General features: G+C 68.4%; 7 protein-coding genes. 2 read left to right on the top strand and 5 right to left on the bottom strand.

Annotation, left to right across the window (positions count from 1 at the left end; genetic code table 11):
* Nucleotides 1-40: 40 nt before the first annotated feature.
* Nucleotides 41-511 carry a GNAT family N-acetyltransferase gene (locus tag ACVCMB_RS12515; protein ID WP_395120827.1) on the bottom strand — a complete coding sequence of 157 codons (471 nt, stop codon included), beginning with the start codon at nucleotides 509-511 and terminating at the stop codon, nucleotides 41-43.
* 182 nt (nucleotides 512-693) lie between these two features.
* Here ACVCMB_RS12515 and ACVCMB_RS12520 point away from each other — a divergent pair, with 182 nt between their 5' ends.
* Entirely contained in the window at nucleotides 694-9,330 is an 8,637-nt protein-coding gene (locus ACVCMB_RS12520; RefSeq protein WP_447107093.1) for a GH36-type glycosyl hydrolase domain-containing protein, read from the top strand.
* A gap of 26 nt (nucleotides 9,331-9,356) precedes the next feature.
* On the opposite strand, the gene ACVCMB_RS12525 is transcribed toward ACVCMB_RS12520, so the two are convergent.
* The 4 genes from ACVCMB_RS12525 to ACVCMB_RS12540 form a co-directional block, all read right to left on the bottom strand.
* Nucleotides 9,357-9,794, bottom strand: a complete 438-nt coding sequence (locus tag ACVCMB_RS12525; protein WP_447107094.1) for a putative toxin-antitoxin system toxin component, PIN family — start codon at nucleotides 9,792-9,794, stop codon at nucleotides 9,357-9,359.
* Nucleotides 9,791-10,108 carry a hypothetical protein gene (locus ACVCMB_RS12530; protein WP_447107095.1) on the bottom strand — a complete coding sequence of 106 codons (318 nt, stop codon included), beginning with the start codon at nucleotides 10,106-10,108 and terminating at the stop codon, nucleotides 9,791-9,793. Before ACVCMB_RS12530 ends, ACVCMB_RS12525 begins: the two co-directional genes overlap by 4 nt.
* A 289-nt stretch (nucleotides 10,109-10,397) precedes the next feature.
* Nucleotides 10,398-11,402, bottom strand: a complete 1,005-nt coding sequence (locus ACVCMB_RS12535; protein ID WP_395120831.1) for an integron integrase — start codon at nucleotides 11,400-11,402, stop codon at nucleotides 10,398-10,400.
* A gap of 581 nt (nucleotides 11,403-11,983) precedes the next feature.
* Nucleotides 11,984-13,516 (bottom strand): IS1182 family transposase, encoded by a 1,533-nt coding sequence (locus tag ACVCMB_RS12540; protein WP_447107096.1) that lies wholly within the window; start codon nucleotides 13,514-13,516, stop codon nucleotides 11,984-11,986.
* A gap of 88 nt (nucleotides 13,517-13,604) precedes the next feature.
* Between ACVCMB_RS12540 and ACVCMB_RS12545 the strand changes: the two genes are divergently transcribed.
* Entirely contained in the window at nucleotides 13,605-13,919 is a 315-nt protein-coding gene (locus ACVCMB_RS12545; protein ID WP_447107097.1) for an energy transducer TonB, read from the top strand.
* Nucleotides 13,920-14,381 lie beyond the last annotated feature (462 nt).

The following is a 14,381-nucleotide window of genomic DNA, read 5'->3' on the forward strand; positions in this document are numbered from 1 at the left end:
CGCGCCCGCGCGTCGACTCCGCCCCCGGCGCGGGCGACGCTCAGCGCGAGCGGTCGGGATCGACCAGCGATGCCTCGTACATGAAGTAATGGCAGCGCTGCATGCCGAGGCCTTCGTAAGTGGCCTGCGCGCGCGCGTTCTCCGTTTCCACGTACAGCCGCAGGCCGACCGCGCCGGCATCGCGCGCGCGCTCCGCCACGGCGGCATGCAGCGCGCGGAAGACGCCGCTGCGACGCGCGGCGGGCACCACGTACACGCTCTGGATCCACCAGAAATCGCCGCAGCGCCAGTCGCTCCACTCATAGGTCACCAGCAGGCCGCCCACCGCCGTGCCGTCCATTTCGGCGACCAGATAGAAGCCCCTCTGCGGCTGTTCCAGCACCGCGCCGACGCCGCGGCGCAAGCGTTCGGGGTCCAGTAGCTTGTGTTCGGTCTCCCACGCCATCGCGGCGTTCCACGCCGCCAGGTCGGCGACATCGGCGGGGCTGGCGGTGCGGATCGACACGGGCATGGCGGGACTCCGGCGGCGGAACGCCGATCGTAGCGCGCACGCTCTTCACATGGGTCCGCGTACTGTCACGGCACGGCCGCTGGCCACGCCGGCGACGTCCGGCCTTGCTGCCTGCGCGGCCCGCGTGCCGCGCGGCGGCATCGTCGGCGCTCTTTCGTTTTCCCCGGCAAGGAGTTTTTCGCTTGAACATCGGCAGCGTCCTGGATCGGCTCAAGCTGCGCCGGCTGCAGGCCTTCCGCCGCCGCCGCGTGGCCGCCCGCACGCGGCCGGAGCAGGAGCCGGCGCTGCGCGCGGAGCTGTTCAATGCCGAGCAGATGGAACAGCACGGCCGCGAGCTGGCCGGCCAGCACCGCCTGCGCGAACGCTCCAGCATGGATCTGCTGCTCGGCCGGCTGGCCGACAACGAGGCGGTCATCACCCACAGCTGCGAGCGGCTGACCCAGGCGACCCGGCGCAAGCGGCGGATCACGCCGGCGGCCGAGTGGCTGCTGGACAACTTCTACCTGATCGAGGAACAGATCCGCATCGCCCGCCGGCATCTGCCCAAGGGCTACAGCCGCGAACTGCCGCGACTGGACAACGGCGCCTCGGCCGGGCTGCCGCGGGTCTACGACATCGCGCTGGAGATCATCGCCCACGGCGACGGCCGCATCGACACCGCCGGCCTGCACCGCTTCATCCACGCCTACCAGGAAGTGACGCCGCTGCGACTGGGCGAGCTGTGGGCGATCCCGATCATGCTGCGGCTGGCGCTGATCGAGAACCTGCGCCGCGTGGCCGCGCGGGTGATGGCCGACTGGCGCCACCGCGGCCAGGCCGCGCGCTGGGCCGACACGATGACCGCCACCGCCGAGCGCACACCCAACTCGGTGGTGCTGGTGGTGGCCGACATGGCGCGCTCCGACCCGCCGATGAACGGTCCGTTCGTGGCCGAGATGGCGCGCCGGTTGCAGGGGCAGAGCCCGGCGCTGGCGCTGCCGCTGAGCTGGATCGAGCAGCGCCTGTCCGAGTCGGGGCAGAGCATCGAGCACCTGGTGCAGCGCGAGGCGCAGCAGCAGGCCGCCGCGCAGGTAAGCGTGAGCAACAGCATCGGCAGCCTGCGCCTGCTGTCGGCGATCGACTGGCGCGATTTCGTCGAGCGCGTGAGCCTGGTCGAGCAGCAGCTGCGCGAGGACCCGGCCGGCGTCTACGCGGAGATGAACTTCGCCACCCGCGACCGCTATCGTCACGTGGTGGAGCGGCTGGCCCGCCAGCACCGGCTGGACGAGGTGCGCGTGGCCGCCGCCACGGTGGAACTGTGCCGCGCCGCCTCGCCGAACGAGCCGGCTCCGGCGCTGCCGCGGCACGTCGGCTGGTACCTGATCGATCGCGGCCGGCCGCAGCTGGAGCAGCACCTGGGCGTGCGCCCGCGCCTCGCCGATCGCCTGCGCCGCCATTTCGACCGCGCCCCGGTGTCGATCTACCTCGGGCTGCTGGTCGTGCTGACCGTGGCCATCGCCGAGCCGCTGGTGGTGGCCGCCGCCGAGGACGAACTGGCGGTGGGCTGGCTGCTGGCGATCGCCGTGATGGCCTTGCTGGTGGCCAGCCAGCTCGGCTCCAGCCTGCTCAACTGGATGGCCACGCTGGCGATCGCGCCGCAGCCGTTGCCGCGCATGAACTACGTCCACGGCATCCCGGCCAGCGCGCGCACCCTGGTGGCGGTGCCGTGCATCCTGGGCAGCGCCGGCGACGTGGAAGAACTGATCGAGGCGCTGGAAGTGCGCTTCCTCGGCAACCGCGACGAGAACCTGCACTTCGCCCTGCTCACCGATTTCGCCGACGCCGACAGCGAAACCCTGCCCGGCGACGAGGCGCTGCTGCGGCTGGCGCAGCGGCGCATCGAGGCGCTCAACGAACGCTACGCCAGCGTCGAGTCCGACCGCTTCTTCCTGTTCCACCGGCCGCGCCGCTGGAACGCCGGCGAGCGCTGCTGGATGGGCCACGAGCGCAAGCGCGGCAAGCTCGCCGACTTGAACGCGCTGCTGCGCGGCAACGCGCACGGCCGCTTCATGCGCATCGTCGGCGACATCGACGCGCTCGGCCCGGTGCAATACGTGATCACCCTGGACGCCGACACCGAACTGCCGCGCGATGCCGCCCAGACCTTCGTCGGCAGCATCGACCATCCGCTCAACCGCGCCGTGTACGACCCGGTGCGCCGACGCGTGGTCAGCGGCTACGCGATCCTGCAGCCGCGCGTGGGGATCAGCCTGCCCAGCACCGCGCGCTCGCGCTACGCGCAGCTGTACGGCAGCGACGCCGGCATCGACCCGTACACGCAGATGGTTTCGGATGTCTATCAGGACGTGTTCGGCGAAGGCTCGTTCATCGGCAAGGGCATCTACGCGATCGATGCGTTCGAGCGCACCCTGGACGGCCGCTTCCCGGAAAACCGCATCCTCAGCCACGACCTGGTGGAAGGTTGCCACGCGCGCTCGGGCCTGCTCAGCGACGTGCAACTGTTCGAGGAATACCCTGCCCGCTACGGCGCCGACGTGCGTCGCCGGCATCGCTGGATTCGCGGCGACTGGCAGCTGCTGCCGTGGCTGCTGCCGTGGGCGCCGACCGCGAAGGACGGCTGGCGGCGCAACGCGCTGACCGCGTTGTCGCGCTGGAAGATCCTCGACAACCTGCGCCGCAGCCTGGTGCCGCCGGCGGTGCTCGGCCTGCTGGTGTGCGGCTGGCTGCTGCTCTCGCCGGTGCTGTCGTGGACGGTCGCGGTGCTGGCGATGGTGCTGGTGCCGCCGCTGCTGTCGGCGCTGCTGGAGCTGGTGCAGAAACCCAAGGACGTGCAGCTGGACCAGCACCTGCGCGCCGGCTTCGCCGACGGCCTGCAACACGTCGCGCGGATGGCGCTGGGCCTGGCCTGGCTGCCGCACGAGGCGCTCTACCACCTCGACGCGATCGTGCGCACGCTGTGGCGGATCACGGTCAGCCATCGCCACCTGCTGCAATGGCAGACCTCCAGCGAGGTGGCCCGCCGCAGCAGCAATGCGCCCGGCGCCGTGTGGCGGCAGATGTGGATCGGGCCGGCGCTGGCGCTCGGCCTGGCCGTGGCGCTGGCGCTGCAGCGGCCGATGGTGCTGTGGCTGGCGTGGCCGCTGCTGGCGTTGTGGCTGCTGTCGCCGGCGATCGCCTGGTGGGTCAGCCAGCCGCGCCGGCCCGACACCTTCGTGCCGAACGCGGCGCAGACGCGATTCCTGCGCACGCTGGCGCGGCAGACCTGGGCGTTCTTCGACAGCCACGTCAACGCCACCGAACACTGGCTGCCGCCGGACAACCTGCAGGTGCAGCCCGGTCCGGTGATCGCCTCGCGCACCTCGCCGACCAACATCGGCCTGGCCCTGCTGGCCAACCTGGCCGCGTGGGATTTCGGCTTTCTCGGCACCGGCCGCCTGCTCGAACGCAGCCGCGACACGCTCGCCACCCTGCAGCAACTGCCGCGCTACCGCGGCCACTTCTACAACTGGTACGACACCCGCACGCTGCAGCCGCTGGCGCCGCAGTACATCTCGGCGGTGGACAGCGGCAACCTCGCCGGCCACCTGCTGACCCTGCGCCCGGGCTTGCTGGAACTGATCCACGCACCGGTATTCCGTCCGCGCGTGCTGCAGGGGCTGCTCGACACCCTGCAACTGCTGCATGACGCGCTCGACCAGGAGCACGAGCCGCTGCACCGCCTGCAGGTCGAGCTGCAGGAGGCGCTGGACGAACCGCCGACCACCACCGGCGCGGCGCTGGCGCTGCTGCAGCGCCAGCGCGAACACGCGCATGCGTTGGCGCCCGCGCTGGCGCCGCATCCGGACAGCGACGCGGGCTACTGGCTGCACGCGCTGTGCGCGCAGCTGGACGAGCTGTGCGAGGAAACCGCCCGCTTCCGGCTCGACCCGGTGGACGATGACGCCGACGCCCTGCGCGGCATCCCCACGCTCGCCGTGCTCAGCCGCATCGAGCCGCTGCGCTGGTCGGGCGAGCACGACGCGGAGGCTATCCGCGAGCACGCCCGCGAGCGCATCGCGCTGATCGAGCAGCTGGCGCAGCAGGCCGACGAGCTGGCGCGGATGGATTACCGCTTCCTCTACGACAGCGCACGCGACCTGCTCGCGATCGGCTACAACGTCGACGCGCGCCGGCTCGACGCCGGCTACTACGACCTGCTCGCCTCCGAGGCGCGGCTGGCCAGCTTCGTCGGCATCGCCCAGGGCCAGCTGCCGCAGGACAACTGGTTCGCGCTGGGCCGCCTGCTCACCACGGTGGGCGGCGAGCCGGCGCTGCTGTCGTGGACCGGCTCGATGTTCGAGTACCTGATGCCGAACCTGGTGATGCCCGGCTACGAGGACACCCTGCTCGACCAGACCTGCCGCGCCGCGGTGGCACGGCAGATCGAGTACGGCAACCAGCATGACGTGCCGTGGGGCGTGTCCGAGTCCGGCTACAACATCCTGGACGCGCACTTCACCTACCAGTACCGCGCCTTCGGCGTGCCCGGTCTGGGCCTGAAACGCGGCCTCGGCGACGACGTGGTGATCGCGCCCTACGCCAGCGCGCTGGCGCTGATGATCGCGCCGGCCGCGGCCACGAAAAACCTGCAGCGGCTGGCCAGCGAGGGCGTGCAGGGCCGCTACGGCATGTACGAGGCGGTCGACTACACCCCGGCGCGGCTGCCGGTGGGGCAGGGTTCGGCGCTGGTGCGTTCGTTCATGGCCCACCACCAGGGCATGAGCCTGCTGGCGCTGGACTTCGCCCTGCTCGACCGGCCGATGCAGCGGCGCTTCGCCGCCGATCCGCAGTTCCGTGCCACCAGCCTGCTGCTGCAGGAGCGCATTCCGCGCACCGCCGCCGAGTACCTGCACGCGTCCGGCTTCCCCGACAGCAACGCGGCCGAGCCGACCAGCGAGGCGCGGCTGCGCGTGTTCGGCGACCCGAACCGGCCGCGCCCGGCGGTGCAGCTGCTGTCGAATGGGCGCTACCACGTGATGCTGTCCAGCGCCGGCGGCGGCAGCAGCCGGCGCGGCGAGCTGGCGCTCACGCGCTGGCGCGAGGACATCACGCGCGACCACTGGGGCATGTTCTGCTACCTGCGCGACGTCGCCAGCGGTGCGTACTGGTCCACCGCCTACCAGCCCACGCGGCACAAGACCGAGCTGTACGAGGCGATCTTCTCCGAGGCGCGCGCCGAGTTCCGCGTGCGCGAGCGCGAGTTCGACGCGCACACCGAGATCGTCGTCTCGCCCGAGGACGACATCGAGCTGCGCCGCACCCACCTGACCAACCGCGGCCGCAGCGCGCGCACCATCGAACTGACCAGCTACGCCGAGGTGGTGCTGGCGCCGCCGCTGGCCGATGCGCTGCACCCGGCGTTCAGCAAGCTGTTCGTGCAGACCGAGCTGGTGCCCGCGCTGCAGGCGATCGTGTGCACGCGCCGCTCGCGCGCGGCCGACGAGCATCCGCCGTGGATGTTCCACCTGCTGGCCGTGCACGATGCCGACATCGACGAGATCTCGTTCGAGACCGATCGCGCCCGCTTCATCGGCCGCGGCCGCAGCCTGGCCGACCCGCAGATGCTCGACCTCGAGCAGACGCGGCTGTCCGGCAGCGCCGGCTCGGTGCTCGACCCGATCGTGGCGATCCGCTGCCGCATCACCCTGCAGCCCGAGCAGACCGCCACCATCGACTACGTCACCGGCATCGCCGACTCTCGCGAAGGCTGCCTGCAGCTGATCGGCAAGTACCGCGACCGCCACCTTGCCGACCGCGTGTTCGACCTCGCCTGGACGCACAGCCAGGTGCTGCTGCGCCAGCTCAACGCCGGCCTGGGCGATGCGCAGCTGTACGAGCACATGGCCACCGCGCTGCTGTATCCCAACGCCAGCCTGCGCGCCGAGCCGGCGGTGCTGCGCGGCAACCGCCGCGGGCAGAGCGGGTTGTGGGGGCAGTCGATCTCCGGCGACCTGCCGATCGTGCTGCTGCAGATCGCCAGCGAGGCGCGCATCGAGATGGTGCGCCAGCTGGTGCAGGCGCATGCCTACTGGCGGCAGAAGGGGCTGGCGGTGGACCTGGTGATCTGGAACGAGGACCGCGCCGGCTACCGCCAGCAACTGCAGGACCAGATCCTGGGCCTGATCGCCTCGGGCAGCGAGGCCGGGCTGCTCGATCGTTCCGGCGGCATCTTCGTGCGCCCGGCGCAGCAGCTCTCCAGCGAGGATCGCATGGTGATGCTGGCCAGCGCGCGTATCGTGCTGGCCGACCATCGCGGCAGCCTGGCCGAACAGATCGGCCGGCGCCAGCTGGAAACCCACGCGCCGCCGTTCGAGCCCAGCCGCGCCGAACGCCCCGCGCCGACGCTGCCGGCGCCGGTGGCCGCATTGCCGGAACTGCAACTGCGCAACCCGCACGGCGGTTTCAGCGCGGACGGCCGCGAGTACGTGATCGTCTCCGCCGCGAACGACGCCACGCCGGCGCCGTGGTCCAACGTGCTGGCCAACCCGCACTTCGGCACGGTGATCTCCGAGAGCGGCGGCGCCTACACCTGGGGCGAGAACGCGCACGAGTTCCGCCTCACCCCGTGGCACAACGACCCGGTCGGCGACGGCAGCGGCGAGGCGATCTACCTGCGCGACGAGGACAGCGGCACGTTGTGGTCGCCCACCCCGCGGCCGTGCCGCGGCAGCGGCCAGTACCTGACCCGCCACGGCTTCGGCTACAGCGTGTTCGAGCATGTCGAGGACGGCATCCATTCGCAGCTGTGGATCTACGTGGCGCTGGATGCCTCGGTGAAGTTCTCGGTGCTGAAACTGCGCAACGAATCCGGCCGGCCACGGCGGCTCAGCGCCACCGCCTACGTCGAGTGGCTGCTCGGCGACCTGCGCGAGAAGACCGCCATGCACGTGGTCACCGAATCGGACCCGGCCAGCGGCGCGCTGTTCGCCCGCAACAGCTACAACGGCGAGTTCCCCGGCCGCGTGGCCTTCCTCGACGTGGACGATCCGGAGCGCGGCATCGACGGCGACCGCGGCGAATTCCTCGGCCGCAACGGCAGCATGCGCAAGCCCGCCGCGCTCGGTCGCAAGCAGCTCTCCGGTCGGCTCGGCCCCGGACTCGATCCCTGCGCCGCGCTGCAGTCGAAGGTGGCGCTGGACGACGGCGCCGAGCGCCAGCTGATCTTCCGCCTCGGCCTGGGCCGCGACGCCGCCGACGCCAGCGCGCTGGTGCAGCGATTCCGCGGCGCCGGCTCGGCCGCGGCCGCGCTGGAGCAGGTGCGCGCACACTGGCAGCGCGTACTCGGCGCGGTGCAGGTGCGCACGCCGGAACCGGCGCTTGACGTGCTCGCCAACGGCTGGCTGCTGTACCAGACCATCGCCTGCCGCATCTGGGCGCGCAGCGGCTACTACCAGTCCGGCGGCGCGTTCGGCTTCCGCGACCAATTGCAGGATTCGATGGCCACCGTGCACGCCGCGCCGGAGCTCTCCCGCGCCCAACTGCTCCTGTGCGCGGCGCACCAGTTCCCCGAGGGCGACGTGCAGCACTGGTGGCATCCGCCGCTGGACCGCGGCGTGCGCACCACCTGCTCGGACGACTACCTGTGGCTGCCGCTGGCCACCAGCCGCTACGTGCTGGCCACCGGCGACCGCGCGGTGCTCGACGTGCCGGTGTTCTACATCGAGGGCCGCGCGCTGCACGGCGGCGAGGAATCCTATTACGACCTGCCGCAGCCCTCGGGCCTGTTCGAGCCGCTGTACAAGCACTGCGTGCGCGCGATCGAACGCAGCTTCATCCTGCGCGGCGAACGCGGCCTGCCGCTGATCGGCGGCGGCGACTGGAACGACGGCATGAACCGCGTCGGCGAAGGCGGTCGCGGCGAGAGCGTGTGGCTGGGCTTCTTCAGCTGCGAGGTGCTGCAGCGCTTCGCCGAGGTGGCGCGCGGGCACGGCGACGCGGCATTCGCGCAGCGCTGCGAAGAAGAAGTGGCCAGGCTTCGCGGCGCGCTGGAGCAGCACGCCTGGGACGGCGCCTGGTATCGCCGCGCCTGGTTCGACGACGGCACGCCGCTGGGCGCCGCCGGCAACCTCGAGTGCCGCATCGACTCGATCGCGCAAAGCTGGTCGGTGCTCTCCGGCATCGGCGCGCCGGCGCGCCAGCGCCAGGCCATGGAGTCGCTGGACCAGCACCTGGTGCGCCGCGACGCCGGCCTGGTGCAACTGCTGGACCCGCCCTTCGACAAGACACCGATGGACCCGGGCTACATCAAGGGCTACGTGCCCGGCGTGCGCGAGAACGGCGGCCAGTACACCCACGCCGCGATCTGGGCCACGATGGCCTTTGCGGAACTCGGCGACAGCGCCCGCGCGTGGGAGCTGCTGCGCATGATCAACCCGGTCAACCATGGCATCGATGCCGAGCAAATGGACGTCTACAAGGTCGAGCCCTACGTGGTCAGCGCCGACGTCTACGCGGTCGCCCCGCACGTCGGTCGCGGCGGCTGGAGCTGGTACACCGGCTCCGCCGGCTGGATGTACCGGCTGATCGTGGAATCGCTGCTCGGCCTGCGCCTGGAGGCCGGCACGCTGCGTTTCGCGCCGGTGCTGCCTGCCGAGTGGGAGGGCTTCGCCATGGACTATCGCCACCGCGACACGTCGTATCGGATCGAACTGCGCCAGCGCGACGCCGGCACGTCCCCCGCGGTGCGCCTGGACGGCGAGCTGCGGGCCGACGACCGCATCCCGCTGCTCGACGATGGCGTCGAGCATCATGTGGAGCTCGATTGGCCACGCACGAGATAACTGCGTCGGCGACCCGGCTCGCGCTTCTAGCGGGACAGACGCTCGATCGCCTGTGCCGGCGTGAGGATGGCGAGGCCGCGCAGCGGTGCGAGCACCAGCAGGCCGGCATCGCCGGTGATCAACGCATCGGCTTTCGCCGCGAGCGCGAGTTGCAGGAACGGCAGATCATGCGGGTCGCGGCAGAGGGGTGTCCGCGGTGGTGGATCGGGGATACGGAAAGTCCCCGTCCACGGCAAATAGTCGGCGAGCAGATCGTGTTGCTCGTCGGCGGTCAGCTTGAACTTGGGGTAAGCGAGCACGCGGATCAGTTCAGCGGCAGTGTCGCGACTGACCAGCGGCACGTGCAGCGCCGCCTGCCAGGCGAGACGCAAACGACCGCCGACGCCGCCAGGGCGGATCAGCGCCGACAACACGATGTTGGTGTCGAGTACCCAGCGGGGTTTCCCGTGCGCGGGCGGACTCACCGCTTGCGCCGCGGCACAGGCGTGCTCGCGCGCGATGGCTTCGCGTCGTACCGGCCCCGCGGCTCGGCGATGTGTGCGGCGTGGCTCGCCGGGTTGGCCTGGCGTGCCCAGGAAACCGCCGCGGCGAGACCATCGTCGTCGAGGTTCAGCTTGGCAAGCTTGGCGCGCACAGCGTCGGCGCGCTGGATGCGCACAGGCGTCAGCACGAGTTGCCCGGCACGCGCTTCCACCTCGAAGTACTCGGCATTGCCGGTGGCCTCAACCGCCGCCTTGGGCAGCGTCAACTGATTCTTGCTGGTGAGCTTGGCTAGCATTGACCTGGGCCGAATGTAAGGAAACCTTACTTTAGGTCGAATGAGCCCGGCCTGCAACCTTGTCGCCGGGTTCGGATCGCGCCTCATGGTGCGAGTGGCGTCAACGGCAGCTCTCTGCCTGACCTCAGCTCACAGCTTGCGAGAATCGCGAGTCCGGTACACGCCCGGGCTCGCTCACGCGAATCCGTCGCCGGGCGTCGCGTTCAAAGGTGTCGCAAGCTTGGGTGGCGGTAATTCGGCCCTGAGCCAGAGGCGGGCAGCCTCGCCCCCAAAGCTCGTCGAGGAAGACTCACCGATCCAGCGGACTCAACACCCCATGCCCGCCGCGATTGAGCACATGCGTGTAGATCTGGGTGGTGGCCACGTCCTTGTGGCCGAGCAGTTCCTGGATGGTTCGGATGTCCTGACCGGCTTCCAGCAGGTGGGTGGCGAAGGAATGGCGCAACGTGTGGCAAGTGGCGGGCTTGACGATGCCCGCGCGATCCCGCGCCGCCTTGATCGCACGCTGCAACCGGGACTCGTCCACGTGATGGCGGCGTTCCACCCCATCGCGTGGGTCCACACTGCGCACCGCCGAGGGGAACGCATACTGCCATCCCCAGTCCGCGGCGGCACCGGGGAACTTGCGCGCCAGCGCATCGGGCATCCAGACCCGGCCAAACCCCGCCGCCAGATCCCGCTGGTGAATTCGCGTCGCCTCAGCCAACTGCGCCTGCAACGGCTCCGCCAGCGAATGCGGCAGCATGGTGCGGCGGTCCTTCGCCCCTTTGCCCTGGCGTATCAGAATTTCATGGCGCTCGAAATCCACGTCCTTGGCGCGCAAGCGCACGCACTCCATCAGCCGCATGCCGGTGCCGTACAACAAGCTGCCCATCAGCCAATGCAGACCGGTCAGCTCCCCAAGCAAAGCCGTTACTTCCGCCTTGGTCAGCACCACGGGCAGACGCTGCGGCCGCCGGGCCCGTTCGATTCCGTCCAGCCACGGCAGTTCGACCCCAAGCACCTGCTTGTAAAGGAAAAGCAGCGCCGACAAGGCCTGGTTCTGGGTAGCCGCCGCGACATGGCCATGCACCGCGAGCGCGGTTAGGAAGCGCTCGATCTCCGGCGCGCCGAGTTCGGCGGGATGGCGCTTGTCATTGGCCAGGATGAATCGTCGAATCCAGCCGACATAGGCCTCCTCGCTGCGTTTGGACATCGCCAGTCGACGCATCCGGGCGCGCACCTGGTCAAGCAGCTTCGGCGGTGCAGCAACCTCCGGGTGCGCTCGCTTTCCCTGCCTGTCAACGGAAGTCATCCCTGTCTCCATGTGTGGACATGGCAAGATTAGGCCGCCAAGTTAGGCTGCGCCAAGGAGGACAAGTCGTTGATTTGTGTAGGACGACAGCCCGATCCGGATACGGAGTGCAGGGATTAGGCTGCTGGACTAGACTGCACTTTGAAATCTACTTAGCGTTAGTCGGTAGCTCGTGGTGGTTCTTCGTATAGTGTGTTTCGCCCAGCTCCGCGCTGGCCTGTCGTCCTTCGCCGCAGCAACTTTTCGCGCGGCGTCGTCGCAGGCCTCAGCTTTCAGAGCTGGTTGTTTTGGGGTAGTCGGTTGCTCAAGCTTCGCGCTCGTCTTGGCAGTCGTCGTCGCCCGAGTAAGCTGCGTCGCAACCGTCTAACTCCTCGTCCAAGCGGACGGCTGCGCCGCCGCTTAACTCAGGCGTTGAAGCTGTAGAAAAACCCCTTGCTGATCTGCAAAACGAGTTCGCCGTGCTGGCGGATTTTTCGTTTCGGCTTCGTGCAGTGCTCCGCTCGCTTCTTGTTTGTCGCTGATAGGCGATTTTTGGCCGCCCAGACGGCCGCATGGCACGGGTTTCACGGGCGTTCTTCGGCTTACGCGGCCAACTTGCGGTAGAGCTGTAGTTTCGCCACGTTGTGGACGATGCAATACAGCTTCCACTGCGTGTCGACCTTGCGCTGGCCACGCAGCGTGAAGCGGCGCAAGCCGCGTTGCTGGATGTGACCGAACACTGGCTCGATCAATCCCATGCGATGGGCGTAGATCGCTCGACCTTCGGGACTGTCGATTTTCTCGCGCATGGCGCGGCAATGCGGGTTGGGTAGTTTGCTTGCTACCGAGCCTTCGAAGAAGGCGACCTGGCGTACGGCAGTGACATCAGGTTTGCGCAGGCACTGGCTGCGCAGTGGACATGCTTCGCAGGTGACGGACGTGCCTTTGAATACGGTGGCCTTGCGTCCATTGATGACGGCATTGGCGCTGTTTAGTTTGAGCGCCTTTCCAGCCGGGCAAACACAGCTGCCGTGTTCACGGTCAAAGATGAAGTCTTTGGGCTGGAAGGTCTTCGCCTGGCTCGCCGGCTTGTGCACAGCGGCGTCGACGTAGCGCGGGTCGCGCTTGCGCATGTTGCCGTCCGCGATATAGCCGTCGATACGGTCAGCCGCCAAGGCTTTCAGGCCACGCTCGCTGTGGTAGCCCGCGTCCGCCAGGAAGGCAGACTCATCGGCGGCACCGGCCTCGCCGATCGCCGCCAAGTGCTCGCGCACACCGTCGATCACCGGCTTGAGCAGATTGTGTTCTTGCGGGGTGCCGTGCGCCTGCGCCTCCACGATCACCTGGCACTCGTCATCGACAGCCGCCACGCCGATATAGCCTTGCAGCACGCCTCGACCGCTCTTGAGTGTGGCGCTTTCGGCATCGGTCAGGTTCAGCTTGATCGGCTTGCCCTTGGCTCCGATGCGTTCGGTCGTGGTGGCGAGCGCCGTGCGCAGTTTGTCGGCATTCTTGCGCAACGTGGCCAGCGTGCGTTCTTCATGGCGACGCTGGGTGTCCGCGTTGGGGGCGAGCGCTTCACTCGCATCCTGCTCGGCATGTGCCTTGACCAGGTGGGCAACGGCCCGCTCCATCTTCGCCGCCTTGCGCTCGAAGTCGGCGCGCGTGCCACTCCACTCCTTGGACGCGTTCGACGGGAGTTTGCAACCGTCGATGGCGAACATCGCCTTGCCGATCAGCCCTTGGGCGTTGCACACCATCAGCACGTCGCGGAATACCGCTTCCACTTCCTTACCCAGTGTCGCTATGAAGTGCGCCAGCGTCGTGAAATGCGGCTGCTGGTCGCACGCCAGGGCAATGAACACCACGTTCTCCGTGCACGCCCGCGCCATCGTGCGCGAGGAGGTGATGCCGCGTGAATAGGCGAACAACACCACCTTGAGCAGTACCGCCGGATCGTAGGCCGGCGCCCCGGTCTCGTCGTTCTTGAAGCGCGCGGCAAACCGTCCCAGGTCGATCTCGTTGTCGATCAGGTAGCTCAGCGCATGTTCGAAGGTGCCTGGCAGCAACTGCCGCCCGTAGCTCACCGGGATCATCTTGGTCTGATCGGGGTCGTAGTGTCGGTATCGCGCCATCGTCGCTTCGCCTCGTTTCCCGCCTTTTTTGCGGGCAACGCGAATGATAGGCTGCGAGGGAGTTTTTCTACAGCTACGTTAGCTGTCTATGAAGATCGTCGTAATTCTGCTGCTCGTATTCGCTGGCTGCGCGTCGGGCACAGAGCTGGTGCCCATCGCTGCGCCGGCCATTCGCGCTCCCGCGGATGCATGCTGGTCGACATCTGGCGTTTGTGCTGCAACGGTCGCGTTCACCGTGCTGGCTGACGGCAACGTTTCTAACGTATCAATCAAGGAGTCTTCTCGCGATCGCGCTTGCGACTTGGCCGTAAAGCATGGTGTGGCCGAGTGGCATTACGCCCCGCGCATATCGCCAATCAAAGTCATCAAGCAGGTGCGGGGCTACACTTGTCCTGCCCACTAATCGACCGCTAACCACTCGTTCAAGGCGGACGGCTGCGCCGCCGCTCAACTCGAGCGTTAGGCTTTCCAATGGGTGAGCATGAAAACTATCCGCGCATGCTTTATCGCCCCGGCAAAGGGCAAGGCGAAATGGTATGGGGTCATCGCATCGATACGCGCACTGTCGAGTCATCCGCCGAGGAGCGTGTGGCTCAACGCGAGGGTTGGCTAAATGACCCTCAAAAGGCGGTCAAAGGTGCAATGCGCAGGCAACGAGCCGTCTCCGTCTGGGCGTTCTATGTAAAGCATTGGCAATGGTTTTGGGGCACTCTCATTGCAATAATTTTAGCTGCGTGTTTTCACTAGCTCGCGCATGACGTGTATCGTCGTGAGCCTAACAATTCGTTCAAGGCGGACGGCTTCGCCGCCGCTTAACTCTAGCGTTAGAAGGCAACGTGCGTAACCTTTTCGTAGGGCCAAACAT

It is taken from the genome of Rhodanobacter sp. UC4443_H10, from assembly GCF_052978325.1.